This is a genomic window from Massilia aurea, from assembly GCF_024753205.1.
Lineage (GTDB): Bacteria > Pseudomonadota > Gammaproteobacteria > Burkholderiales > Burkholderiaceae_D > Telluria > Telluria aurea.
This window is the reverse complement of sequence record NZ_JANUGZ010000002.1, coordinates 249,531-275,423: the sequence shown is the minus strand read 5'-3', so window position 1 is coordinate 275,423 and position 25,893 is coordinate 249,531. Positions and strand designations below refer to the sequence as shown.

24 protein-coding genes are annotated in these 25,893 nt (G+C 66.1%); 3 read left to right on the top strand and 21 right to left on the bottom strand.

What is annotated here, in order from left to right; genetic code table 11:
* Positions 1-60 precede the first annotated feature (60 nt).
* Genes NX775_RS06865 through fliF form a run of 6 tightly spaced genes read right to left on the bottom strand, consistent with a single transcriptional unit; the run spans position 61 to position 6,759 of the window.
* Entirely contained in the window at positions 61-1,353 is a 1,293-nt protein-coding gene (locus tag NX775_RS06865) for a flagellar hook-length control protein FliK (RefSeq protein WP_258835320.1), read from the bottom strand.
* Positions 1,354-1,378: 25 nt separating this feature from the next.
* Entirely contained in the window at positions 1,379-1,822 is a 444-nt protein-coding gene (gene fliJ, locus NX775_RS06860) for a flagellar export protein FliJ (RefSeq protein ID WP_183555713.1), read from the bottom strand.
* A gap of 40 nt (positions 1,823-1,862) precedes the next feature.
* Positions 1,863-3,287 (bottom strand): flagellar protein export ATPase FliI, encoded by a 1,425-nt coding sequence (fliI, locus tag NX775_RS06855; protein ID WP_258835319.1) that lies wholly within the window; start codon positions 3,285-3,287, stop codon positions 1,863-1,865.
* A gap of 1 nt (position 3,288) precedes the next feature.
* Positions 3,289-4,062, bottom strand: coding sequence for a flagellar assembly protein FliH (gene fliH, locus NX775_RS06850; RefSeq protein ID WP_258835318.1), 774 nt, complete (start codon positions 4,060-4,062; stop codon positions 3,289-3,291).
* Positions 4,062-5,066 carry a flagellar motor switch protein FliG gene (gene fliG / locus NX775_RS06845; protein WP_258835317.1) on the bottom strand — a complete coding sequence of 335 codons (1,005 nt, stop codon included), beginning with the start codon at positions 5,064-5,066 and terminating at the stop codon, positions 4,062-4,064. Before fliG ends, fliH begins: the two co-directional genes overlap by 1 nt.
* The gene (gene fliF / locus NX775_RS06840; protein WP_258835316.1) at positions 5,059-6,759 is read right to left on the bottom strand and encodes a flagellar basal-body MS-ring/collar protein FliF; all 1,701 of its coding nucleotides are present in this window, start codon (positions 6,757-6,759) and stop codon (positions 5,059-5,061) included. Before fliF ends, fliG begins: the two co-directional genes overlap by 8 nt.
* A gap of 189 nt (positions 6,760-6,948) precedes the next feature.
* Here fliF and fliE point away from each other — a divergent pair, with 189 nt between their 5' ends.
* Entirely contained in the window at positions 6,949-7,323 is a 375-nt protein-coding gene (gene fliE, locus NX775_RS06835; protein ID WP_258835315.1) for a flagellar hook-basal body complex protein FliE, read from the top strand.
* Positions 7,324-7,480: 157 nt separating this feature from the next.
* Positions 7,481-9,319: a M14 family metallopeptidase gene (locus NX775_RS06830; RefSeq protein ID WP_258835314.1), complete on the top strand. Its 1,839-nt coding sequence runs from the start codon at positions 7,481-7,483 to the stop codon at positions 9,317-9,319.
* An 11-nt stretch (positions 9,320-9,330) separates the two neighbouring features.
* On the opposite strand, the gene NX775_RS06825 is transcribed toward NX775_RS06830, so the two are convergent.
* From NX775_RS06825 to NX775_RS06755, 15 genes are all read right to left on the bottom strand, one after another.
* A complete protein-coding gene (locus NX775_RS06825) occupies positions 9,331-10,674 on the bottom strand; it encodes a type II secretion system protein GspD (protein WP_258835313.1) in 1,344 nt (447 codons plus the stop codon).
* The gene (locus tag NX775_RS06820; RefSeq protein ID WP_258835312.1) at positions 10,671-11,015 is read right to left on the bottom strand and encodes a hypothetical protein; all 345 of its coding nucleotides are present in this window, start codon (positions 11,013-11,015) and stop codon (positions 10,671-10,673) included. Before NX775_RS06820 ends, NX775_RS06825 begins: the two co-directional genes overlap by 4 nt.
* Positions 11,012-11,545, bottom strand: a complete 534-nt coding sequence (locus NX775_RS06815; RefSeq protein WP_258835311.1) for a GspMb/PilO family protein — start codon at positions 11,543-11,545, stop codon at positions 11,012-11,014. Before NX775_RS06815 ends, NX775_RS06820 begins: the two co-directional genes overlap by 4 nt.
* On the bottom strand, positions 11,542-12,201 hold the full coding sequence (locus NX775_RS06810; RefSeq protein ID WP_258835310.1) for a PilN domain-containing protein: 660 nt from the start codon (positions 12,199-12,201) through the stop codon (positions 11,542-11,544). The genes NX775_RS06815 and NX775_RS06810 overlap by 4 nt, the downstream gene beginning before the upstream one ends.
* Positions 12,194-13,306: a pilus assembly protein PilM gene (pilM, locus tag NX775_RS06805; protein ID WP_258835309.1), complete on the bottom strand. Its 1,113-nt coding sequence runs from the start codon at positions 13,304-13,306 to the stop codon at positions 12,194-12,196. The genes NX775_RS06810 and pilM overlap by 8 nt, the downstream gene beginning before the upstream one ends.
* Positions 13,307-13,322: 16 nt before the next feature.
* A complete protein-coding gene (locus NX775_RS06800) occupies positions 13,323-14,204 on the bottom strand; it encodes a DNRLRE domain-containing protein (protein WP_258835308.1) in 882 nt (293 codons plus the stop codon).
* Entirely contained in the window at positions 14,201-14,680 is a 480-nt protein-coding gene (locus NX775_RS06795; RefSeq protein WP_258835307.1) for a PilW family protein, read from the bottom strand. The genes NX775_RS06800 and NX775_RS06795 overlap by 4 nt, the downstream gene beginning before the upstream one ends.
* Entirely contained in the window at positions 14,677-15,087 is a 411-nt protein-coding gene (locus NX775_RS06790; RefSeq protein WP_258835306.1) for a hypothetical protein, read from the bottom strand. The genes NX775_RS06795 and NX775_RS06790 overlap by 4 nt, the downstream gene beginning before the upstream one ends.
* Positions 15,088-15,137: 50 nt before the next feature.
* Positions 15,138-15,692 (bottom strand): prepilin-type N-terminal cleavage/methylation domain-containing protein, encoded by a 555-nt coding sequence (locus tag NX775_RS06785; protein ID WP_258835305.1) that lies wholly within the window; start codon positions 15,690-15,692, stop codon positions 15,138-15,140.
* 17 nt (positions 15,693-15,709) lie between these two features.
* Positions 15,710-16,261: a prepilin-type N-terminal cleavage/methylation domain-containing protein gene (locus NX775_RS06780; protein WP_258835304.1), complete on the bottom strand. Its 552-nt coding sequence runs from the start codon at positions 16,259-16,261 to the stop codon at positions 15,710-15,712.
* Between the two features lie 141 nt (positions 16,262-16,402).
* Positions 16,403-17,527, bottom strand: a complete 1,125-nt coding sequence (locus tag NX775_RS06775; RefSeq protein ID WP_258835303.1) for a type II secretion system F family protein — start codon at positions 17,525-17,527, stop codon at positions 16,403-16,405.
* Positions 17,528-17,532: 5 nt separating this feature from the next.
* Positions 17,533-19,569, bottom strand: coding sequence for an ATPase, T2SS/T4P/T4SS family (locus NX775_RS06770; RefSeq protein ID WP_258835302.1), 2,037 nt, complete (start codon positions 19,567-19,569; stop codon positions 17,533-17,535).
* Complete coding sequence (locus NX775_RS06765) at positions 19,566-21,119, bottom strand: HD domain-containing phosphohydrolase (RefSeq protein ID WP_258835301.1); 1,554 nt, start codon at positions 21,117-21,119, stop codon at positions 19,566-19,568. The genes NX775_RS06770 and NX775_RS06765 overlap by 4 nt, the downstream gene beginning before the upstream one ends.
* Before the next feature lie 27 nt (positions 21,120-21,146).
* Entirely contained in the window at positions 21,147-21,524 is a 378-nt protein-coding gene (locus tag NX775_RS06760) for a response regulator (protein WP_183555695.1), read from the bottom strand.
* On the bottom strand, positions 21,521-23,350 hold the full coding sequence (locus tag NX775_RS06755) for an ATP-binding protein (RefSeq protein WP_258835300.1): 1,830 nt from the start codon (positions 23,348-23,350) through the stop codon (positions 21,521-21,523). The genes NX775_RS06760 and NX775_RS06755 overlap by 4 nt, the downstream gene beginning before the upstream one ends.
* A gap of 299 nt (positions 23,351-23,649) precedes the next feature.
* Here NX775_RS06755 and NX775_RS06750 point away from each other — a divergent pair, with 299 nt between their 5' ends.
* Positions 23,650-25,893, top strand: a complete 2,244-nt coding sequence (locus NX775_RS06750) for a phosphocholine-specific phospholipase C (RefSeq protein WP_258835299.1) — start codon at positions 23,650-23,652, stop codon at positions 25,891-25,893.

Sequence of the window (25,893 nt, the reverse complement as noted above, 5' to 3'; positions counted from 1 at the left end):
GCGCGATGACAGAATAGAAAAGGGCGGCCGTGCGGCCGCCCCCGGGACGCCAATGCGGCATCAGGCAAACAGATCGACCATGCCACGGTCACCGAGCGAGACGGTGCGCGTGCGCGGCGCGACCTCGTTCACGGCCGGCGCGGCATCCTGGCCATCGCCCGTCAGGCCACCGGCGCCGCGCTGGCCGCCCTGCGCCCGGCGCTCACTGTCCTGCTGTTGCTGGCGCCCGTCGGGCACGTTGGCGTCGACCGTGGCATTGCCCAGCGCAATGCCGCTTTCGCTCATCATTTCGCGCAGGCGGGGCAGGGCGTTTTCAAGCGCCTGGCGCACATCGAGCTGGTCGGACGAGAAGGCGACGGTGGCCTGGTCGTTGGTCACGTTCAGCACGATCTGCACCGGGCCCAGGTCAGGCGGATTCAGCGTCAGCGTAGCTGCTTGTTCCTTGCCGACCATGTACACGATGCGCTGGCTGACCTGGTTGTCCCAGGCCTGGGTGCCCAGGCGCGCCGGGATGCGGTCGCCCGGCATGGCCGGATTGCCCGTGGCATCGAGCTTGGCCGCCTGGGCCTGCAGCGCGGCCAGCGGAGCCGGGGCTTCTTCGGCCACCGGCAGTTGCTGTTGCTGGGTTTCGCGCAACTGGGCCTGGAACTGGCCGACGTCCTGCTCGCCCTGCGGCAGCGCGGCGCCCGCGGCCTGCGTGGTGCGCAGGTCGGTGCTCGTCTGCTGCACGCCGCTGGCCAGCGCCTGGCCCTTGCCGCTGGCGGCGTCCGTATCGTCGGTGGCGCCGGTAGCCATGCCTTTCATATTGTCGAGCGCCGTTTCGAGCGCGGTCAGTTGGGCATCGCTTTCGGTGGCGGCGCCGGCTGCGGCGGCGTCGGTGCTGACGGTGGTGGCGTTGCTGGCCGGCTGGCTCAAGCTGGCCATGAAGGCCAGCATGTCCGTCACCGGCGTGGTGGCTGCCGCCGCGGCTGCGGCCGCTTCTGCTGCGGCCGCGTCATCGGCGTCGCTGGCCGCGTCCGCCGTGCTGCTGCTGGCCGCTTGCGTGGACTTGGCGTCGCCGTCGTGCATCGGCGGGCGGATGGTCGAGCGGGTCGGGCCGTCGCGTACCGGATCGCGGTTGGCAGGTTTGTCGGGGGCCGCCGGTTTTTGGCCTTGTGCCGGTTTCGGTTGCGCAGCCGGCTGCGGCGGCGCCACGGGCTGGCGCGTGGCCATTTCACGGTTCAGCGTGGCGCTGAATCCGCCAGTGCCGCTGCTCCGCGCTGCGTCGGCCAGGCGATCGGGCGTGGCCGGGCGCTGCGTCGTGGCGTTGGCGCCGGTGATCTGGAACGGGAGGGTATTGGTCTGCATCGTCATGGTGGACTCGACTATCGACGTTGGTTCAGCGTTGTTTGTAACGGGCGCCACGGGCTGCGTGGTCATCCATCTGCTTCTGGTCGCGCTTGTTCTCGACCTTGAGTGCTTCGCTTGCCGCACGTTCGTTCAGCGTGCGGTAGGACAGGCGCTTGCGCTCGCTTTCCTGCCAGGTCGTGCGCTCGAACGTCGCCTTGTTCTGTGCGTGTTTGAGCACCTCGCGCTGGCCACTCAATGCGTGGTCCAGCTTGCCGATGAAGGCAACGAAGTTGTGGTACGCGAAAGGGGTGATGCCGTCCATCTGGGCGGTGTCGAGCTTGCGCGCGTATTCGTCGCGGTAACCGACCAGCATGGCCAGCTTCTGCTCGGCATCCTCGACCAGTTTCAGGGCCGCACCGAGCCGCTTGGCGGCCGCGTCGGAATCGCGTTGCGCCAGGTCGATCAGTGTTTCGAGAGCGGAAGCTTGTGCCATGGTGAATTACATTCTACCGTCATGACGTTGCCCGCAATCACTAGAATAACGTGGTCAATCGCCCCAAGCTCTCGGGAAGCGACGCGTTGTCGTGGATTTCCTGGCACAGGAATTCCTCGATCTCGGTGTTCTTGGCAATCGCCATGTCGAGCACCGGATCGCTGCCGGCGGCGTACGCGCCCACACTGATCAAGTCGCGCGAGCGCTGGTAGCGCGAGTACAGCTGCTTGAGCTTGCGCGCCGCCAGCTGGTGCTCGTGCGTCGTGATCGAGTGCATGGCGCGCGAAATCGATTGTTCGATGTCGATTGCGGGATAGTGGCCCGCTTCGGCCAGGTGGCGGTTGAGCACGATGTGGCCGTCGAGAATACCCCGCGCCGCATCGGCGATCGGATCCTGCTGGTCGTCACCCTCGGACAGCACGGTGTAAAACGCCGTGATCGAGCCGCCGCCTTCGAGGCCGTTGCCGGCCCGTTCGACCAGCACCGGCAGCTTGGCGAACACGGATGGCGGATAGCCTTTGGTCGCGGGCGGTTCGCCAATGGCCAGCGCGATTTCGCGCTGCGCCATCGCGTAACGGGTCAGCGAATCCATGATCAGCATGACGTTCTTGCCCTGGTCGCGGAAGTACTCGGCAATGGCGGTGGCGTAGGCGGCGCCTTGCAGGCGCAGCAGTGGCGGCGAGTCGGCCGGCGCAGCGACCACGGCCGAGCGTGCGCGGCCTTCCGGGCCCAGGATCTGGTCGATGAATTCCTTGACTTCGCGGCCCCGTTCGCCGATCAGGCCGACGACGATGATCTCGGCCTCGGTGTAGCGCGCGATCATGCCGAGCAGGACCGATTTACCGACGCCGGTACCGGCAAACAGGCCCAGGCGCTGGCCGCGGCCGACCGTCAGCATTGAATTGATGGCGCGCACGCCCACGTCGAGCGTGTCCTTGATCGGCGCGCGGTCGAGCGGATTCACGGGGCGGGCATTCAGCGGCGCCATGTCGGACGTGCCGAGCGGCCCCAGGCCATCGAGCGGCCGGCCGGCGCCATCGACGACACGGCCCAGCAGCTGGATGCCCACCGGCAGGTGGCGCGCGCGGTCTTGTGGCCGGCGCCGCCCGTGCGGCACGCTGCCCGGTGGCGGCAGCACGCTTTCGACGGGGAATACGCGCGAGCCGGGCACGACGCCCTCGGTGTCGCTTTGCGGCATCAAAAACAGGCGCTCGCCCTCGAACCCGACCACTTCAGCCTCGATCTGGCCGCTGGCAGTGGGGATCGTGCAGGCCGCGCCCACGGCCAGGCGCAGGCCAACGCATTCCATGACCAGGCCCGCCACGCGCGTGACGCGCCCAGAAATCTGCAGCGGCTCGGCAAAGCTGACGAGCGTGTCGCAATCGCGGATATACGCTTTCCAGCGCGCCGTGTGACGGTCGTGCGAGGATGCCTGGGGCGGTTGCAGGGTGGTGTGGTCGTCCATGTTACGGGCTCAGCCAGTCGACGTTGGCGGCCAGTGCATGGGTCAGGCGTTGCCAGCGGGCCTCGACCTGGGCATCGATCTGGTTGCTGGCCGTCTCCACCCGGCAGCCGCCGCGCGCGATCGCGGCATTCTCGATGATGCGCCAGCCGCCAGTGGCCAGTTCTTCGGCCATGCCATGGCGTACCAGTTCGGCGTCCTGCGGATTGAGCATGAGAAGGGCGGGCTGCTGCAGGATCGGCAGCTGGTTGATGGCATCGCGCACCACCGACATGATGAGCTCGGGCCGCACGTCCAGGCCGGTGCGCACCATGCCGCGCGCCAGGCGCAGCGCCAGGTCGAGCACATCCTTGGCGATTGTTTCGTCGGCCTGCGATACGGCGTCGCCAAAGCTGGCGGCGACCGTGCGCAATTGCTCAAGTTCTTGCCTGGCGGCTTGCTCGCCCTCGGCGCTGCCGGCAGCAAAACCTTCGGCATGCCCTTCGGCGCGGCCTTGGGCGTGGCCGTCGGCGCGGCCCTGCTCGCGGCCTTCGTCCAGGCCCTGCGCGAAGCCTTCCTGGCGCGCCGCCTCGCGCATCGCTTCGAGTTCTTCGACGCTGGGCAGCATGACGTTCGGCGGCAGGCCGAGGCCGAGGCTGTTCAGCGATACGCCCGCCGGCGCTGTGGGCGCCGATGGCTGCTCAGCAGCGCGCCGGGCAAGCGTGCTGGGGCGCTCGTCGCCAAACGAGGCCATCTCCCAGCGCTGGTAGGCGCTCTGCTGTTCTTTTGAAATTGCCATCAGACGAACGAATCCTCTCCTTTACCACCCAGAACGATCTGGCCTTCATCGGACAGCCGCCGCACGATCTGCAGAATCTGCTTCTGCTGGGATTCCACTTCAGACAAGCGCACCGGACCTTTCGACTCCAGGTCTTCGCGCATCATTTCGCTGGCACGCTGCGACATATTCTTGAACACCTTCTCGCGCAGATCCTGCGAGGCGCCCTTGAGCGCAATGATCAGCATGTCCGACTGTACTTCACGCAGCAGCAACTGGATACCACGATCGTCGATATCGATAATATTGTCGAACACGAACATCTCGTCCATGATCTTCTGCGCCATGTCGTTGTCGTAGTTCTTGATGTTGTCCATCACGGCCGATTCCTGCTCGCCGCTCATGAAGTTCAAGATCTCGGCCGCAGTACGCACACCGCCCAGCGACGACTTCTTGATGTGCTCATTGCCCGACAACAGCTTGGTCAGCACGTCGTTCAGTTCGCGCAGCGCCGCCGGCTGCACGCCGTCGAGCGTGGCGATGCGCAGCACTACGTCGTTGCGCAGCCGTTCCGTAAAGTTTGCCAGAATTTCGCAGGCCTGGTCGCGCTCGAGGTGGACCAGGATCGTGGCGATGATCTGCGGGTGCTCGTTGCGGATGAGCTCGGCGACCGACACCGAGTCCATCCACTTCAGGCTCTCGATACCCGACGCATCCTTGCCACCGAGAATCCGGTTGAGCAGCACGGCTGCCTTGTCGTCGCCCAGCGCCTTGGTCAGAACCTGGCGGATGTACTCGTCCGAATCCAGGCCCACGGTCGAATGCAGATTGGTCTCGGTGACAAAGTCTTCGAGCACCGTGACCACCTGTTCGTGCTGCACCGCCTTCATCTGCGCCATCGCAGCGCCCAGCTTGAGCACTTCGCGCGGTCCGAGGTACTTCATCACCTCGGACGCTTCGGATTCGCCCAGGGCCAGCATCAGAATGGCGGCCTTGTTGGTATTGTCTTTGTCTTTATCACTCATTTGAACCCAACCATCCCTTGATCACGTTGGCGACGATGCGCGGATCCTTGTTTGCCAGCTCTTGCGCCATTTTCAGGTTGGCGCGGTAACCCATGTCTTGACGTATCTTTTCTTCTTCCTTGATCGCTTCTTCGGCTGGCGTGTCGGCGACTTCTTCTTCGGCGTTCTCGTCCTTTTCTTCTTCCTTTGGCTCTTCCGGCACGGCGGTGGCTTCGTCGAACTTCTTGATGGCCGGACGCAGCAGCGGACGCAGGAAGCGGAAGTACAGGAAGGCGATCACGGCAGCCACGAAGGCATAGCGGGCCAGGTCCTTGAACAGCGGGAAGTTCGCCGGATCGCTCCACCAGGTCGGTTCTACCACTGCCTCGGCCGGTTTGTCCACGCCGTCGAATGGCGCGTTGGTCACGTTCAGCGTGTCGCCGCGCGCCTGGTTGTAGCCCATCGCCTGCTTGACCAGCTCGTTGATCTGGGCCACTTCGGCCGCGGCCAGCGGACGCACGGTGACCTTGCCGGTGGCCGGGTCGACGATGCGGCGGTGGTTCACGACCACGCCGACCGTCAGTCGCTTGATGCCGCCCATCGGGCGCTGCTCGTAGCGGATGGTCTTGTCGACTTCGTAATTCGTGGTCGAGTTCTTGCTGGTCGGGGCGCTCGGCTGCGCGCCTTCGGCCGGTGGTGCGCCCTCGATCGGCGCGGTGTTCACGCCTGGCGGCTGGTTCGACAGCGCGCCTGGCACGCCGGATGCCGCGCCACCTGCGCCGACCACTTCCGAACTCTGCGTGCTGCGGATCGCCTGCGGCTCCGGTGGCGAATTCGGCTTGTACATTTCAGCGGCCGTATCGACCTGGGCGAAGTCCACTTCGGCGGTGGCTTCGGCGCGCACATTGCCTTCGCCGACGAGCGGCTTGATGATCGATTCGACCTGCTTGATGATGTTCTGCTGGACCTGGTCAACATACTTGAGCTGGGTCGGATCAAGCGACTTGCCGCCCGCGCCTTTGTTGCTGGTATCGGACAGCAGCGCGCCGTTCTGGTCAACGACGGTCACGTTACCTGTGGTCAGTTCCGGCACGCTCGAAGCGACCAGGTGGACGATGGCGCTGACCTGGCCCGGATCGAGCGCGCGGCCCGGCTGCAGGTTCAGCAGCACGGACGCGGTCGGCTTTTGCTGGTCGCGCACGAAGACGGACGGTTTCGGCAGCGCCAGGTGGACGCGCGCGGCGGCGACCGAGCCCAGCGACTGAATCGAACGCGCCAGCTCGCCTTCGAGCGAGCGCTGGTAATTGACCTGTTCCAGAAACTGCGACACGCCCAGCTTCTGGTTTTCCATCAGCTCGAAGCCGACGTTGCCGCCTTTCGGCAAGCCCTGGGCCGCGAGTTTGAGGCGCAGGTCGTGGATCTGTTCGGCCGGCACGAGGATCGCGTTGCCGCCTTCTGAAAACTTGTACTGCACACCCATCTGGTCAAGCGACGCGGTAATGGCGCCGCCATCACGGTCGCTGTAGTTGGCAAACAGGATCCGGTACTCCGGCGCCTGGCTCCACATCCAGACCGCAATCATCAACGCCAGAATGAGCGCGACACCACCACCCACGGCAACGCGCTTGCCCATGGTCGTCTGGAAAAACGACGGGGTAGCGGGAGCCGGCGTGCCTGGTGGCGTGTCGATAAGGTTTTCAGCAGTTGCTGCCATGGTGGAGGGGCCTGGTCAAAATGGGTGGGGACAGCACGCATTATGGAGCCACCGGGCAACATTCAAACCCCGAAATAGCGGGCGTTTACGGGCCTGATTCGCAGGTCAAATTCGCTTTTGCGCTGCTATTCTGCTTCCCTGAGTGCATTTGTAGAGTTTTCTGCAAGGCGAACACAAGCGGAGGGCAAGATGAGTATTGGCGGCATCGGCGGGATTGATACAAGCCGGATCCAGGCCATGATGGAGCAGCTCAAGGCGGCAGCGACGAAGGCGTCGGCGGCGCCCGAGGTGGCCAATGGCCTGGGCGGCGCGAGCGCGATCGGGGGCAAATCCGCGGTCAAGCTCGATTTTGCGGAAGCCCTGCACAGTACCTTGCAGGGCGTGAGCGACCGTTCGGCCGAGGCGCAGGCCCTGAGCAAGCGGTTCACGATGGGCGACGATACAGTCAGCCTGTCGGACACGATGGTGGCGATGCAAAAATCGAGCATCGCGTTCCAGGCGACGGTGCAGGTACGCAACAAGATGATTTCCGCCTATCAGGACATCATGAACATGCAGGTGTAAGGCAAGTCCTGCAGCAGCAACAGGGATCGTCGGGCAGCCTTTTTGATAATCCATTATCATTATCGTTTGCCCGCAAACGATGCTTCCGTTCGCCGGGCTCACCAGCCAGTCCTGCCGACGCCGTGCAGGCACTGGCATCCCAGTCAAAGGATGCAAGTTGCCGACGTTCCCATCGATCTTCTCCACACCCTTTCTGCTGATGTCGCTTGCGGCATCGGCCAGCACCGCAGCATCGTCACTGCTGCCGCCCGCCGCGCCATGGACCGGCGCCAGCGAACAACTGGTCGCCGCCCCGAACGACCCGTGGATCACGCCGGCCGAGAAATCCGATTTTCAGGATTCCCCTGACGCTGCCCGCACGCTTGGCTATCTGCGCGCCATGGATGCGAAGTCCGATCTGCTCTCGCTGCACACGTTCGGCAAGAGCTACCAGGGCCGCGAACTGGTGTACGTGCTGGCGAAGAAACCCGGCGCCGGCAAGCCGGTGGTCATGATCCAGGCGGGCATCCATGCCGGCGAGATCGACGGCAAGGATGCGGGCCTGATGCTGCTGCGCGACATCGCGTTTCACGGTCGCGATGATCTGCTCGACCGGGTCGACATCGTCTTCATTCCGATCCTGAATGTCGACGCACATGAAAACGCCAGCCCGTTCGGTCGACCCAATATGCGCGGGCTGCGCACCAAGGGAGCGCGCACCAATGCGCAGGGTCTCGACCTGAACCGCGACTACGCCAGGCTGCAGTCGCCCGAGATTGCCGCCGTGGTCGCGCTGCTGCAGCGCTTCGATCCGGCGCTGTACATCGACGTGCATGTCAGTGACGGCACCGATTACCAGTACGACACCACGTACACGTTCGCCGGCTGGGGCAGTTATGCCCGCTCGCGCGCGACCGCCGGGTGGCTCATGAACGACTACACCACGGCTGTCGACGCGGCGCTGGTCGCGCAAGGGCATGTGCCGGGTGTCTATCCCAGCTGGATCGATGAAGACCAGCCGGGCAAAGGGCTGCGCATCAGCGCCGAGGGGCCGCGCTATTCGACCGGCTACGGCGATTTTGCCGGCATCCCGACGGTGCTGGTCGAGAGTCACACGATGAAGCCGTACAAGCGCCGCGTGCTCGGTACCTATGTGCTGCTGGAACAATCGATCAGGACCGTCGCCCGCGACCATGCACGAATCGCGCAAGCCAAGTCGCAAGACCGGGCCGCACGTCCGGCGCGGCTGATGACAGCGTGGGAGCGTGACCCGGAACCGCTGGCAACACGCGACTTCAAGGGCTACCGCTACGACACCTACGACTCGAAGGCCTCCGGCGCACGCGAGTTGCGCTGGACCGGAGAGCCAGTCGACATTGGTTTGCCGGTGTACGGTGTACGCTCGGCCAGGGAAATGGATTTCCCCAAGGCCTGGTGGGTGCGCCCAGAGCAGCAGGACATCATTGCAACGTTGCGTGCTCATGGCGTGCAGATGCAAGCGCTTGCCAGCCAATGCACGCTCCCGCTCGAGGTGGTCGGATTCGCCAACGGCAAGGATCGGACCAATCCGTACAAGGCCGTCAAGAATGTGACCCTGCCGACAGGGGCGGTCCGCATCACCTCCGACCAGGCGAAACGATCGCTTGCCGCTGCGCTGCTCGCGCCGGAGAGTGATGACTCTTTCCTGGCGCAAGGCTACTTCGACCAGGCGCTGCCGCCCGAATCGCGCTTGCCCAACCACCTGCTGGCACCGTTGGCAGATCGGATGATGGAGAGCGACCCGGCATTGCGCGCAAGTTTCGAGCAAGCGCTTGCTGGCGACAAAGCCCTGTCCTCCGATCCTCAGGCGCGCTTGCGCTGGTGGCTAGAGCGATCCGACTATTTTGAGCGCTCGCTGTTCACCTATCCCGTCTTCACTGAGAATGGGACGACGACCTGCCGGTTCGATGCCGGCGTCAGCGCCGACGCCCCTGCCATTCACGACGTGCAAGCGGTGAATCCCCGGGAGACGAGGTAAAAGGCCACGCCCTAGCGGTCGAGCGTATCGAGCTTGCGGTCGAGCATATCGCCGCGCGTGCGCATCGTCTGCTCAGCCTGCTGGAGTGTGCGTTCGGTAATGCCGTCGATGGCCGGGCCACTGGACGGCACGATGCGCGGCGTGATGACGACAATCGTTTCGGTGGCCGCGCCGCCGTCGTCGGTGCTGCCGAACGCGCCGCCAATCACCGGAATATCCGACAGCAACGGGATACCCAGGCGCCGGTAGGTGCGGCTGCGCTTGATCAGGCCGCCGATCAGCACCGGCTGCCCGTCGCTGGCCACCAATTGCGTGTTCACTTCGGTCGTCTTCTTCGACGGAATGCCGGCCGATACCGAGCCGGAGCTGACTTCGGGCCGGATCTTCATCATGATGCGTCCGTCGGCGTCCACTGACGGCGTCACGCGCAGAATCACGCCGGTGTCGAGAAACTCGATCGATTCGGACGTGACGTTGTTGATCGTCGTCGTCAGGCGATAGCCCAGCTGGTCGCCGACATTCGTGCTCGCTTCCTGGTCCTCGAGGGCCAGCAGGCGCGGCGTGGCCAGCGTGTGCACGCGGCCCTTGTTGCTCAGCGCGCTCAGATAGGCCTCGATATTTCCATTGACCAGATTCAGGAAGAAGCGCGGGCCGGCGCGCGTGGCAAAGCTCGTCGCGCCCACCGTGTCGGGGCCGTCGCCGCTGAAGACGCGTGACCAGTCGACGCCGAAGTTTTCGTTCTGGTCGAGCGTGATTTCCAGGATCTTCGCTTCGATCAGGATCTGCTGCGGCGCGCGGTCGATTTCACGCAGCACCAGCGCTGCGCGCTCCAGGCCCGCCGCTGTCGCTTCGACCACGAGTGTCTTGGTCTGGTCGAGCACGGTCACCGTGCCGGGCACGCCGATCTGGCGCGCCAGGATGGCGCCCACTTTGGTCACGTCGGCGTAGCGCACCTTCATCGCCTTCACCTGCAGAATGGCGCCGCGCTCGGGCAGCGCGGTCTTCGGGTCCGAAATCAGGAAGCCGCCCGCACGTTCCGTCACCGCAAAGCCGCCGGCTTCGGCGATCGCCTCAATCGCCTCGCGCACCGTCATGTCGTACAGGTTGATCGAGACGTTGCCGCCAACCCCCTTGCCCAGCACGATATTGATGCGTGCGCTGCGCGCAATCATGTTGAACAATTCTTCGATGGGCGTGTCGCGGAACGTGTACGACATCGTCACCGGTGCCAGCGGTACCGGTGCGGTGGCCGTGCTCTTCGTCGCCACGGCCGGCGCGGCGGTGTTCGCAGCTGCGGGCAGTGCGAGCGAGACCCAGGCTGCGCACAGGGCGACGAGCAGGTAGCGTGGCGTCATTGGGTGTCCTTGTCCTGCATCGTCAGCAGGTGCTGGCTGCCGGCATGGCCCAGCAACACGCCGCGCGCATCGATGCGCAGCACGGTGTAGCCGGCCACGCGCTCGCCGGTAGCAACCACATTGCCGTCGAGATTGGCCAGCGACTGCGTGCCGTTGAGCACCACCGCGCGCAGGCGTGGCGGCGTGGCGGGCACGGGCGCAGGCGCATCAGCGGCCACTGGCGCACTGGCCGGGAGCCGGCTCACGAACGGATCGCGCACGATGCGGGGCGGCGTGGCCAGCACATTGGCTGCCAGGCCGGCAAGGACCAGCGCCAGCGCCGGCATCAAGGTGTGTTTCATGGTGGTGGTGTTCCAGTGTCGTGGATGACAAGCTGCAGGGTGATGGCGCGGTCGTCGGTATCGTCGGCGGCTTCCACGGTCAGTCGATGGATGCCAACGGTTGGCTGCTGCCGTTCGATGGCGGCGAGCCAGTCCAGTAGTGCGGTGTAGCGGGCGCTGGCGACGATCTCGACCGTGAGCAGGCGCACGCCGCCCACGGTGCGCTGCGTGCCTTGCGCTGCCGACAACACGGCCACGTCGGCCGCTGCAGCGCTGTGGCTGACCGCCGCGATGAGCGCCAGCGGCTCCGGGGGCGCTGGCGCTGGCGTGATGGCGGCGGCGGAGGCCGACGGTGGCGCAGCGATGGGTGCGGCGGTGCCCGCTGTTTCCAGTGCGGCCAGCGCTGTCTTGTGCTGCCGGTACGCGGCCAGCGGCGCGCGCAGGGCCAGCGTCCATGCCAGCAGCAGCGCGATGACGATCGCGCCGCCGACGATCAGATTGAGCTGGCGTGCGGGCAGGGCGACGAGCAGGTCGCGCAGTTTCGGGCTCATGGCGCCTCCGCCGGCGGGACCAGCACGACCACGGCGCGGAAATCGATCGCCGCCGTCGACGGATTGGCGCTGCTCGAGAGCAGTTCGACGCCATGCATGCCGGGCATGCGCCCGAGGTTCGACAGGAAATCCGTGATGCCGTTGTAATCGGCCGCCTGGCCGGCCAGTTCGACGCTGGTGATCATCACCAGCGTACCGCCGTCGGCGTTGCCGGTGGCGAATGTCGTTGCTCGGCTGTCTGGGGCCGGGGCCGGCGCCGTAGCGGTGGCCGGGGTCGCCGTTGCCAGTTGCAGGTCGCGCTGCAGATTGATCGCGGTCAGCCAGGCATTCGCGGGCAGGGCGCTGTCGATGGCGGCGGCGAGCGCGGCCAGTTCACCTTCGCGCCGCAGCGCGCGCAGCAGGCCCTGTTGCGCCAGCAGGCGCTCGCGCGCTGCCTGCGCGGTGGCCGCCTGCGCCTGACTGGTCTGCGCCGCGTTCGCCGCCTGCTGCAGCGTGGTCGTGCGGCGCTCCAGCGCGGCGCTTTGCCAGCGCAGCGCAGCGCTGCCAGCGGCCGCGGCGAGAACGATCGCGGCCAGCGCCACCCCGGCGCGGCGCAGCGTGCGACGTACGCGCACGCCGTCGCGGTAGCTGCGCGGGATCATGTCGATATCAGCCATCCGCGCCTCCACGCAGCGCCAGGCCGGTGGCCAGCGCGAGCGATGTCGTCGCCTGCTCGCCGGCCGTGTCCCTGGCCGATTCGGGGAAGGCCCCAAACGGATCGAGCAGATGCACCGGCACGTCGATCAGCTCGGCGATCCGGGACTGGATATCGGGGTAGCGCGCCAGGCTGCCATTCAGATACAGGCGGCTGATCGAGCTGCCGCGCGTGCGCGAGGCCACGTACACCTGCGTGTGGGCGAGTTCGTCGGCCAGTGCCTGGCAGGCCGGGTGCAGGATGGCGCGGATCGCGCGCCGCAGCTCGATGTGCGGGCTGTCGACCGCCATGCCGGGGCGCGCGCCGATGCCGTGCTGGCGCAGCAGGCTGGCGGCCGTATCGGGTTGCAGGTCGAGCGCGCCCGCAACAGCGCCCGCCAGCATGTCTTCGCCAAACGCGATCTCACGATCGAGCATCAGGCGCCGGCCCCAGATCACGGTCAGATAGCTTTTGGCGGCGCCGAAATTGAGCAGCGCGACCGATTGGCCGACGTCGCTGCCGTGCAGCGTGGCTAGCAGGCGGCCGATGGCAGCAGGGCCGATGTCAAGCGCGACGGGCTCGAGGCGTGCGTGCTCCAGCATCGCCAGGTAATCGAGCACCCGGTGCTTGAGCGCGGCCGCGACCAGCACCTGCCGCTCGCCGCCGTCCATGTCGGCGCCGCGTACCTGGTAATAATCGATGACGTGCTGCCCGGCGCGCTCGCCCAGTTGCTCGCTCACCGCGCGGCCCACTGCCTGCGCCTCGGTCTGGCCGGTGGCGACATGCACGGTGAGCGGCAGGATGCGCACGTCGGCCGGGGGCAGGGCGGAAATCACGCGGCGGCCCTGGAACGGCGCCTGTGCCAGCGCGGCATCGACGAATTGCACCAGCGCCTTCGGGGAGGCCAGCAGCACCTCACGCGGCATCGGATAAGGCAGGGAACTGGCAGCGCGCAGGCGCCAGCCGCCATCGCGCCAGTCGGCCTGCACCAGGTTGAGCCGGTTGGCGGCGAAGTCGGCGCCAATAGGCCGCGCCGCCGATGGCCGCAGCCGTTGCTGGATGGTCGTTACGAGTTGGCGCAATGTCATGTTGGGCTCACGTCGATCATGCGCATTTCCTGGCACGCACGATCTGCAGCAGCGGACGCATGCCGGGGAGGAACGCTTCGCGACTATAAAAGCTGACCGTCTGGTCGGCATCGACCAGGCGCAGCAGCACGCCATTGCGGGGCAATCGCTTGCTGGCCCAGCCATCGAACAGGCCGGTCAGGTCCCAGTTGACAGCGAGGTTGCCGACGTCAACCGTCGCCAGAGCGGCGCTCGTGTAGTCGCCGCCGTTCCAGTTCGACGCCGGACGCGCCTTGATCCAGGTGGCGCCCCTGTCCCAGGGCGTCGTCACGCGGTACGCAGCGACTTGGCGTACCGTACCGCTGATCGTGGTCGGCACCAGGTTCAGCGTGGCCGACAACACCAGCACGTTGCCGTCGATCGGCTTCAGGTTCCAGTCCATCAGGATGTGCGACTTGCCGGAAACCAGGCGTAACGTCTGCTCCTTCTCCAGCGGTCCCGCGCTGGGGGTCACGATCGTGGTATCGATCGTGTCGTCCGACATGTCGACGCGCTCAGTCTGCTTCAAATCGTACAGCTGCAAGCCGGCGCCCGTCACCGCGCGCGTTGCCCCATTGACAGTGGCGGTGGCAGTGACGTCGATGATGTTTTCCCTTTTGATGTCCACGGTTACCGTGCCGGCGCCCAGGGCAATGGGGCCCACCGGCCGGGTGACGCAGGCGCCAACCTGCCCCGACCACCTGGCGGCGGCAACACCCGCTTCGGCCAGATAGGCAGCGGCGCGGCCCTCGTAATCGTCATTGATCGAGCGCAGTTCGACGCTGCCCGCACGGTTGATGCCGAACGCCAGCGCCGCGAGCGTGGCCAGCAGCAGCGACACCATCAGCAGCAATGCGCCGTCCTGGCGCCGCGGCATCATGGCGCCGCTCCGAGTCGGACAGTGCGCGCATACGCGACGCTGCAGTCCTGGCCGCGGCTGGCGGCACAATCCGGACGGTCGAACACGAGCTCGATGCGCAGGACGGGGCGCCCGGCGCCGACGTCGAGCATGCGCAGGTCGAATGCCCGCACACCGTTGGCGAGCACCATTTTCGCGCCCGACCTGGTTTCGACGAGAACGCCATTGGTGAGTGCGTACGGCAGCGTCGCGAGCCAGGCTGCAAGGTTGCCGGGATCGTCGGCACGTTGTTGCGGTGCGCCCGCGGCCTTCGCGACAATGCGGCCGAGGGCGAAGCGGGCATCCGCGTTCTGGTCCAGGCCGGCGCGCACGAAGCGCGCGCTGTCGGCGCCGGCGCGCAGCATCTCGCTCAGCGGCAGCATCACGAGCGCCGCGATGGTCAGGCCGATCATCAGTTCGAGCAGCGTGTAGCCGTGCGCAGGGCGGGGCATCGTCATCGCGCCACCAGCGTGGTCAATGGCCAGCGGCCGGCGGGGGCGGCCAGCGCCGTGGTCACGCGCAGCAGATGCTCGCCAGTGCCGCCCAGGCCGATCCTGCGGGTGCTGTCGACGCCGTAGCGGGTGATGGTGACGGTCAGCGCCGGGCAATGAGCCGGCATCGCCGGTGCGCGGGCGCCACCAGGGGTCGAATACACCGACGGCGCGTCGGGCGCACCGGCGGCGCTGAGCAGGTCGGCATAGTGTTCGGCCAGCACGGTGTCCATCAGCGTGCTGACGCAATCGAGTTCGCGCGCCGCCAGGGCGCTGTCGGCGGGCACGTTGATGGCGCCGCGCAGCGCATTGGCGGCCGGGATCAGGCAGACCGACAGCAGCAGCAGGGCGAACACCGCCTCGAGCAGCGTCATGCCGGCGGTCCTGGTACGCGATGGGAGAGCGTGCATGGCCGGGAAGATAATCAGGAAACCGTGATGCGACCGGAGGTGTCGACTGTGATCGTGCGCTCGACATTGCCGGCGCCGAGCACGACCTGGCCCGTGCGCAGCGGGCTCTTGCGCGCGGGATCACTGCCGACACCGCGCAGCGGATTGCCGGCCTCATCGAATGCGACGGCAGCAGCGGTCGAGTTGTCCTCGAAGGTAAAGGTGCAGCGCACGAGGGCCATGGTGTTTCCGGCGGGGGCAGCGTTCAGGTTGAGCAGATAGGGGGCGCGGTTGAATGGGTGTTCAACCGGATCGCGCGCCACCCTCGCGGTGGTCTTGTCGGTTTCGAGTGCGAATACCGCGATGGTGTTGGCCGCGGCATTGCAGTCGAACAGCCGCTGCGCGCCGCTGTACTGCGCGTTCTCGCGGGCAAAGCGCAGGGCGTTGACCACTTCGCCAGCGGCGGCATCGGCCTGGAACTCGGCCACTGGTTGCGCTGTCGGTAATGCGACGACAGCGGCGACGGCGAGCACCGCGACCACGATCATCAGTTCGACCAGCGTATAGGCTGCGCAGCGACGCGTGTTCACAGGGCCGACGAAGCGGCTTAGTGCGCCGAGTACGCTTTGTTGGATGGATCTACTGCGTCGCTGTTCATGATGAACTTGCCGGTTTTCGTGTCATAGGCCCAGCCTTTGCCAGTGACTGCAGGCATCGTACCGGTCGTCGAGATAGCGACAGTGGCATCATTGTTGATCGGCTCCGTCGGAATGCCCTGGCGAAGGTACGGGCCGTAGCGGAAGGTGCCATCCGCGATCGAGCATGTCTGGCCCGCCGCATTTGATGGGAATTTCAATTGTTCCTGCATAGCGACCACAGTTCCTGCTGCTCCCTTGCCCGGTTCTCCTGTGCATGTGGTTCCGCCGCTCGCAGCATTGGCTCCAGGGAATACATTGCTTGTATGTTGAGCGCGATACTGCTCGAGTGAACTGCGAATATTTGCAAGGCTCGTATCGAGGGCAGCAAGCTGTGCATCAGCAGTCGCTGAGGAGAATTGCGGAATCGCAATTGCAGAAATAATTGCAAGAATAATCACGACGATCAGCAATTCGATCAGGGTAAAACCGGCGGCGGCAGTGCGCTTGAATGAACGGTACATGGTAGTTTTCGGAAGTTGAACACCCCCTGGAGAGGGCGTTGATTTGTAAAAATTGTCAGTGCCACAGGGTAACATAGCGATGTTTCCACATGGAATGTGGAAATGTATCGTGTGAAGAATGTGTGGTTTTTGTGAAACGCTTCAGTGCACAGCGCGTGATAATTTAAATATCGGCAAGATGAGCGAACTGACAATCGTGCCGACCAGGACGCCCATCACCAGCAGCATCACCGGCTCGGCCATCTTCGTCAGGCGCGCCAGCAGGCGCGTCAATTCGCGGTCATATGAATCGGCCACGCGCGTCATCACGCGGCCCAGCGTGCCGGTCGCCTCGCCGGTGGCGATCATCTGGCGCACCGACAGCGGCACGAAATTGCTGTGCTCGAAGCCGGCGGCAATGCCCTTGCCCTCGGTGACATCACGTTCGAGATCGAGGATGAAGCGCTGGAAGTCGGCGTTGGTCACCACTGCGCGACAGGCCTCGAGCGTGGCCAGGATCGTCACCCCGTGTTCGAGCGAAATGCCCATCACGCGCAGCAGGCGCGTCAGGTAGATCTTGGCGAACACGTCGCGCATGACCGGAAGGCGCAGCTTGGCGCGGTCGATCGCGACGCGCACGCCGGGCTGACGCATCAGCACCCAGCCCGCGCCAACAGCGCCGGCCGTGAGCGCCGCGACAATCGCGCCATGCCCCGTAAGTACCTCGCTCACCACCAGCAGCACGCGCGTGGTGATCGGCAACTGGTCATGGATTGACGCGAACATGACGGCAAACTTGGGGAACACGAACGTCAGAATGAACACCACCACCGCGAACGAAAACGTCAGCAGGATCACCGGATACGACAGGGCCGAGACCAGCATCGCGCGCAGGCGTTCCTCTTTTTCATCCAGCTCGACCAGTTGCACCAGGACCTCGGCCATGAAGCCGCCGGCCTCGCTGGCCGCGATCAGGTTGACGTAGCTGCCCGGGAACAGCGCATGGCGCCCGAGCGCCGACGAAAAGCGCTCACCGGCCAGGATGTCGTCACCGATGGTCCCGATCATCGTGCGCAGCTGGCCCGGTTCGGTCTGGTCGTGCAGCGACTGCAGCGCCGTGTGCAGCGGCACGCCGGTCTCGAGCAGCAGCGCCAGGCGCTCGGTAAACAGTGCCCGTTCGCGCATGCCCGGCGGGCGGGCGCCCAGCGTCCACCACGAGGCGGCTGACGGGGCGGTCTTGCCGGCCGGGCCCGGTCCTGCAGCGGGAGCGTCGAGTTCAATCGGCATGGCGGTTACAGCGAATGCACGACGCGCGCGATTTCTTCGGGCGTCGTGTGGCCGTCGAAGGCGCGCGCCATGCCGTCGGCGTACAGGTCGTGGTGGCCGGTCGAGGCCACGTGCGCGGCCAGCTGGTCCTTGCTGGCATTGGCCACGATCATGCGCTGCAGGTCCGGGCCGACTTCGAGCAGCTCGTAGATGCCCATGCGGCCCTTGTAGCCCGAGTCATAGCAGGCCGGGCAACCGCGTCCGCGCATCAGGCGCAGGTCGCCCTGTCCGCGCCAGCGGTAAGCCGCCGTTGCTTCGGGCGTGGCCAGGTAGCTGGTGCGGCAACCCTGGCACACGCGGCGCACGAGACGCTGGGCCATCACGCCGATCAGTGCCGACGACAGCAGGTACGGCTCCACGCCCATCTCGACCAGGCGCGAGACCGCGCCCAGCGTGTCATTGGTGTGCAGTGTGGTCAGCACCAGGTGGCCGGTCAGCGCCGCCTGCACCGCGATCTCGGCGGTCTGGCGGTCGCGCACTTCGCCGATCATGATGATGTCCGGGTCCTGGCGCAGCACGTGTTTCAGGATCTTCGGGAAGGTCAAGCCGATCGCGTCGTTGACCTGGTTCTGGTTGATGATGTCGAGCTGGTATTCGACCGGGTCCTCGATCGTGACGATGTTCTTTTCGATACTTTTCAGGTGGCTGATCGCCGCATACAGACTGGTGGTCTTGCCGCTGCCGGTCGGACCCGTCACGAGGATCAGGCCATGGCTGCGGCCCAGCAGGCGCTTGAACGCGCCGACCGCATGTGCATTCATGCCGAGCTTGTCGACATCGAGGATCGACTGGTTCTTGTCGAGCACCCGCAGCACGACCTTTTCGCCGTAGATGCCAGGCAGCGACGAGAAGCGCAGGTCCACCGTGCGGCCCTGGGTCGCCACCTGGATGCGGCCATCCTGCGGCAGGCGGCGCTCGGCGATGTCGAGGTTGGCCATGACTTTCAGGCGCGAGACGATGGCGGGATGCTGGTCCACGCGCGGCGACATGACTTCGTACAGCACGCCGTCGATGCGCAGCCGGATGCGGGCGCGGTTGCGCGAGATTTCGATGTGGATGTCGCTGGCGCCATCGCGGATCGCGCGCTGGATCACGGCGTTCACCATATTGATGACCGGGCTGGCGCCGGCCATCTCGTCGATCTGCGTGTAGTCGTCGGGAATCGTCGACTCGATCAGTTCCAGGTCGCTCGCTTCTGTCTGCACGAAATCGGGCAGGGCGCCGCCATACGCTTCGTCGGCCAGGCGCCGGATATCGGCCGGCGGTGCGACCACGATGCGGATGCGCACGCCGGTGCGGGCGCGCAGTTCATCGATGCTGTGGATCGCCTGCGGTTCGGCGCTGGCCACCGTCAGCGTGCCCTGCACCTGGAACAGCGGCAGCACGTTCAGGCGCCGCGTGACATCGCGTTCGAGCAGCGCCAGCGCGCCCGGGTCGTACAGGCCGGTGCGCAGCTGCACATACGGCAGGCCCAGCTGGTCGGCCAGCGCCTGGTACAGCGCCGCTTCGGTGATCCACTTGCGCTCGACCATGATGAGGCCCATGCGCTTGCCGGTCTGGTCCTGCAGGCGCGCCGCCTCGGCGACCTGCTCGGCGCTGGCTGCGCCACGTTCGACCAGGATGTCGCCCAGCTTGCTGCCCGGTTCGCGCACGCGGCGCGGCGCGGTGGGCCGCGCATCGAACAGAGGCAATTGCTCCAGCAGGCCCGTGGCGGCCAGGATGTCCTGCAGCAGGGCATTCGGGTACGCCAGCTTGAGCCAGCCGCCCAGCTCACCGAGGCGCTCGCCCATGTCGGCCATCATGCTCAGCGCCCGCCCGGACAGCAGCGTGACCTTGCCGAGGTCGACCACGATCGACACCTGGTGCTGGGCCACGCATTCGTTCAGCGCCGCCTGCAGCGTCTGGACGGCCTCGTCGGCCACCAGCGCCGTCAGCGGCGCCAGGTACGTCATGGCGCCGATGCGGCTGCGGGTGATCCGCTCGGGGGCGGTGGTCTCGCTCATGCGGTGACGGCGACCTGCACCGGCGCCGCTGCTGGCACCGGATCGCGGGCGATGCGGAACTCGGCGATCCAGCCCGGTTCGGCGCGGCACACCGTCTCGAACATCGCCACGACGCCCGGGTCGAGCTGGGTGCCGGCGCAGCGCGCGATCTCGGCCATCGCCACTTCGTGGCTGCGCCCGGCGCGGTAGGCGCGCGAGCTGGTGATCGAATCGTAGGTGTCGGCCACCGCGATGATGCGCGCGTTGTACGGAATGTCGTTGCCGGCCAGGCCATGCGGATAGCCGGTGCCGTCGTACTTTTCCTGGTGGTGGCGCGCGCCCGGCACCGCGCCCTTGAGACGGTCGATGTGGCGCAGGATTTCGTAGCTGCGCTCGGGATGGACCATGATGAAGGTGAATTCATCGCGTGTCAGGCGCCCCGGTTTGCACAGCACGGCGTCCGGGATGCCGATCTTGCCGACGTCGTGCAGCAGCGAGCCCCAGAACAGGTTGTCCAGTTCGCGCGGTGGCAGGCGCAGCGCGCGGCCGATTTCCATCGCGATGTGGTGCACGCGCTCGCTGTGGCCGCGCGTGTACGGATCTTTTGCTTCGACCGCCTCGATCAGCGCGGCTGCCATCTGCTGGTTGAACTTGCTCGTTTCGGCCAGCATGCTGTGCATGCGCGACAGGCTCGACAGGTGGTTGGCCAGCACTTCGCCCAGCTTGCGGTCGCTGTTGCTGAAGTCTTCCTTGTTCGCATGGTTGAGCAGCACCAGGATCGCCACGACCGACTTGTCCTGGAAGACCGGGCAGCACAGGATCTTGAACGGCATGTCGGTGAAGATGTAGGCGCGGCGCGGATCGTCGGGCTCGTTCATGACGATCGGCTGGCGCGACGAATGCGAGAAACGGTACAGGTCGCCACGCATCTCGACCAATACCAGATCCAGGTTATGGATCGGCGCCGACAGGTTGGTGGCCGAGACACACAGGTTCTCGCCCGGCTTGATAAAGGCGGCGACGTCGGCGTCCATGTGGCTGGCCCAGCTCTCGAGCAGCTCGCCGAACAGGTCTTCGCCGGTGGTCATGTCCTGCACCTGGCGGTCGATCGCATACACCAGGTGCAGCTCTTCGTAGCGGTCCGACAGCTCGCCGGCCATCGCATCGAGTTCGCCCTGCGTGCGGCAGTCGTCGGCAATCGTGCTGGCGATGTCTTCGAGCGCTTCGGCCAGCGTGTCCCAGGCGAACGGCACGTCGGTAGCAGTCGTGGCCGCCTTGTCCGCACGGACCGCGAGGTAGCCGATCAGGCCGCTCTTGGCGATGATCGGCGTGTAGAGCAGGGTGGCGTTGCCGGCATCGTGGCGCTGCATGCCGTCGCCAGTGGATGGCCAGGCGAAGCCGCCCGTGTTGAGCGCCGTGATCCACGATGCGAGCGTCGTGTCGCCGGGTGCGCTCCAGCAGGGCGCGCCGGCGGCGTCGCAGACGGCCAGTGAATAATCGCTCCCGGTGCTGCGGCGCAGCCAGCGCTCGTGGCGGGTGTAGTCGAGGGTCGGCAGAAGATCAAGGGACATGGGCAGGCTTCGGTGGCTGGCGCGGCGTTACGCCAGGGCCGCAAAATGGCGGGACAACCGCGCCACCAGCTGGCGCGGGCTCAGGGGTTTTTCAAGGAATTCGGTATTGGCCAGTTCACGCGCCCAGGCACGCTCGTCGAGCGCGGTCATCGACGTCATGACCAGAATCAGGAACGGGTGGTCCGGATAGGTGGCGCGGGCCAGCGGGCACAGCGTGCGCCCGTCCATGCCGTCCATCTGGATATCGCTGATCAAGACATCGGGCAGCTGCTGCGCCATCGCGGCCAGCGCGGCGTTGCCATCGCTGGCCGTGGCCACGATATAGCCTTCGCGTTCGAGCGACAGGCGCAGCACGCGCAGGACATGGGGCTCGTCGTCGACGAGCAGGATGTGACGCGCGCTCATAGGACGGCGGCGCCAGCCGGCGCGTAAACGATCTTCAGGTGCACCGAGAAGGTACTGCCCACGCCGGGTTCGCTTTCGACGACCAGGCGGCCGTGGTGCAGTTCGACGATCTGGGCGGCCAGGTACAGGCCCAGGCCGTGGCCACCGCGCTGGGTGGCGGCGCCCGCTTCGCTGACGCGGTAAAACTTCTCGAAGATGCGGTCCTGGGCTTCCGGCGCGATGCCGATGCCGGTGTCGCGTACGCTGATCACGATTTCATTGTCCTCATTGCGGGCCGCCAGCGTCACGCTGCCGCCCGGGCGGTTGTATTTGATGGCATTGGTCAGGAGGTTGTTCAGCGCAATGCGGAACAGGTCCTTGTCGATGGCCACGGCCTCGAGTTCGCGCGGCAGGTCGAGCAGCACGCGCAGCTGCATGCCTTCGGCACGTGGCAGCGCCTGCTCATACGCGTCGCGCAGCATGTCGTCGAGCCGCACGCGGTTGCGTTCGGGGCTCATGCTGCCGGTTTCCAGCTTGCTCACATTGAGCAGGTTGCCCACCAGCGCATTCATGCGCTCGATCTCGTCCTGGATCACGTTCAGCGATTCGACCCGCATGCTTTCGTCGTCGCTGTCGGCCAGCATTTCGGCATACATGCCGATGACGTTGAGCGGCGATTTGAGTTCGTGCGAGACGTGGGCCACGAAGTCATTGCCCGCCTGGCGCGCCAGGTATTCGCGGGTCACGTCGCGCAGCACGACCAGCGTGCCGAACGACATCGTGCCGTGTCCGCCGCTGAGCGGTTGCGCGGTGGCGCTCAGCTGCCGGCCTTCGACATTCTGCGGCGCGAAGTCGATCTTGTGCGAGCGGGCGTTGTCGCGCAGGTCGCCGCTGTAGCGGCCAAACAGCGTGCGCAGCGCCGGATCGCAGCACCAGGCATCGAGCGGCTGTCCCAGGATCTGGTCCATCGGGATGCCCAGCAGGGGCTCGACCTTGCCGGACGCGAACGTGACGTCGCCGGCCGGGTCGAGCATCAACAGGCCGTCCGGCAGCGACTGCAGCGCAGCATTGAGCTTCTTGCTGCCGTATTGCAGCAGGCGGTTGTCGGCGGTGGTGTTGAGCGAGCCTTCCTCGAGCTGGACGATGCGGGCGCCGGCCTGGTCGAGGTAGTGCTGCATATTGGTGATCAGTTCGCGCATGTCGTCGGCTCCGGGCTGATCCGGCCTGCCGGGCGCGGCGAGCTGGCGCAGCTGGCCGCGCAGTTGCTGGCTGAGCGCCGCCAGCGGCGCCATCTCGCGCTTGATGACGACGTACATGACCGGCACGACCAGAAACATCATCAGTGCCAGCAGCGCGAGGAACGACACATCCTGCGCCAATACGGTAAAGCCCGGCTGGTGGAAACCCACGCGGACGAACGCCCGGCCGCCGCTGCCGTCGGCCAGCGGGCCATAGAATTCGCGCAGCGGTGCGCTGCCGCCGGCTGCCGGGAGCGTGCGCTCACCGAAGCCGGCCTGTGCATCCGCAGGCAACGGGGTGGCAGGCGCGATGCTGCCGCTGCCCGCGATTTCGGCCAGCACGCGGCCGTTTGCATCGCCAATCGTCACATACGCGAAATCGCTGCCGTCATGCGACGCAAGCACCGCCGCGAGCACGCCGCCGCGGCCACTGCTGTCGGCGAGGAGGGTCATCGGGACCGTGCTGAGCGCCTTGACCAGTCCGACACCCTTGTTGCGCACCTGCGCAGCCTGGCTGGCCTGCTGCCGGACCACGAGCAAGGCAACGACGAGGGTGATGGCAGCCAGCGCACAGGCGATGAGGATGATGCCGATGCGGTTGAGTTTCATGCGGATGGATTTGGGAAATTGAATCTAACGAACTGTAACGATCAAAACTATAGGTCGATGGTTGCAAAGAGGCAAATAAAATTCCAACCGTGCGCAACATTTCTTTAAAAAAATAATTCCGTGACAACGGCGATTGTTGTTTTCACGTTGCCTTTACGTTGACCGCCAGGCCAGTGGACGTGTCATGGCGTCGTCACGATCCGGGCGTACGCTGGCGCCGTCTTGCATCATGTCGGCAAGACAACATAATGCAACATAAATTTCCCGGCTAAAACATTCACGTCTTTGGATACGCCCCTATGACTTCACGACGCAGTTTCCTGCGCAACAGCGCACGCGCGGGTATCGCCGCCGGCACGTTTGCCGCCTTTCCACCTGCCATCCAGCGTGCTCTTGCCATCCCGGCCAACAACGCGACCGGCACCATTCGCGACGTCGAACACGTCGTGATCCTGATGCAGGAGAACCGCGCGTTCGACCATTATTTCGGCACGCTCAAGGGCGTGCGCGGTTTTGGAGACCGTTTCACGATCCCGCTGCCCGAAGGGCGCAGTGTCTGGCAGCAGCGCCTGGCGAACGGCAATGTCGTGATGCCGTTTCACCTGGACGCGAGCCGCGGCAACGCCCAGCGCGTCAACGGCACGCCGCACGATTGGCTCGACAGCCAGCTGGCCTGGGACAACGGCCGCATGGACCAGTGGCCGCGCTACAAGAATCCCATCTCGATGGGCTACTTCAAGGAAAGCGAGATTCCGTTCGCGTTTGCGCTGGCCAATGCGTTCACTGTCTGCGACGCCTACCACTGCGCGATGCACACCGGGACCGACGCGAACCGTTCGTTCTTCCTGACCGGCACCAACGGCGCCGGGCCCACCGGCACGGCCTTTGTCTCGAATGAGTGGGATGCGATCGACGGCCTGCCCGGCGGCGTGAACACGGGCTACACCTGGACCACGTATGCCGAGCGCCTCGAGAAGGCGGGCGTGAGCTGGATCAGCTACCAGAACATGCCCGACGAATGGGGCGACAACATGCTGGGCGCATTCCGCCAGTTCCGGCGCGCCAATATCGCGTCGGGCTATCCGGTGTCCAGCGGCGGCGCCCCCGGCCAGCCGTACACCAACACGGGCCAGGCGCTGCCGTACCACGCCTACGATGCGGCCACCGACAACGCGAAGAATCCGCTCTACAAGGGCATCGCGAACACCTTGCCGGGGACCCAGCCCGAGCAATACCTGGACGCCTTCAAGCGTGATATCCGCGAAGGCAAGCTGCCGCAGGTCTCGTGGATCAATGCACCGTCGATCTATTGCGAACACCCGGGCCCATCAAGCCCGGTGCAGGGCGCCTGGTTCCTGCAAGAGGTGCTGGACGCGCTGACGGCCAATCCCGAGATCTGGAGCAAGACGGTCCTGATCGTCAACTTCGACGAGAACGACGGCTATTTCGACCACGTGCCGTCGCCCTCGGCGCCATCGCCGGACGGCAAGGGCGGCTATGCCGGCAAGACCACGCTGTCTCCTGGCGCGCTGGGCCCGGAATACTACACGCACCCCCGGCCTGCCGGCAGCACCCGCCAACCGGCGGCGGACGGGCGCGTCTACGGCCCCGGCCCGCGCGTGCCGATGTACGTGATTTCGCCATGGAGCCGCGGCGGCTGGGTCAATTCGCAGGTCTTCGATCACACGTCGGTGCTGCGCTTCCTGGAAACGCGCTTCGGTGTCATCGAGCCGAACATCAGCGCGTACCGCCGCGCCGTCTGCGGTGATCTGACCAGCGCCTTCAACTTCGCGACACCGAACGACGAGGCGCTGCCGGCACTGCAGGGCCGCACCAATCGCAGCCAGGCCGATGCCCTGCGCGCCGCGCAGCAGCGCCTGGCGCAGATCGCGCCGCCGGCGTCACCGCAAATGCCGATCCAGGCCCCGGGCACGCGGCCATCGCGCGCGCTGCCATATGAACTGGCCACCACCTGCCAGGTCCAGCCTGGCGCCACGATGGCCGCCGTGCAGGTCACGCTGAACTTCATCAATAGCGGGCGCCAGGGCGCGGTCTTCCACGTCTACGACCGCAAGAACCTGGCTGCCGTGCCGCGCCGCTACACCGTCGAGGCGGGCAAGTCGCTGGCCGACAACTGGACGCCGGCAGTCGGCGGCGCCTACGATCTGTGGGTGCTGGGTCCGAACGGTTATCACCGCCACTTCACGGGCAGCGCGCTGCGCGCCGTCGCGGCAGGGCAGGCGCGCCCGGACGTCCACGTGCGCTGCGATGCCGCCACAGGCGAGCTGGTGCTGCGCCTGATGAATACCGGCGCGGCGCCGTGCACGTTCAACCTGAATGCGAACGCCTACGCGCAGCTGCGCCAGTTGCACACGCTGGCGCCGCGCACCGAACTGCTCGTGCGCATTCCGCTGGCGGCCAACGGCTACTGGTACGACCTGAGCGCCACGGTCTCGGGCCAGCCCGACTACCTGCGCCGCTTTGCCGGGCGCGTCGAAACCGGCCGCCACACGGTCAGCGATCCGGCGCTGGGCCTGGTCTGA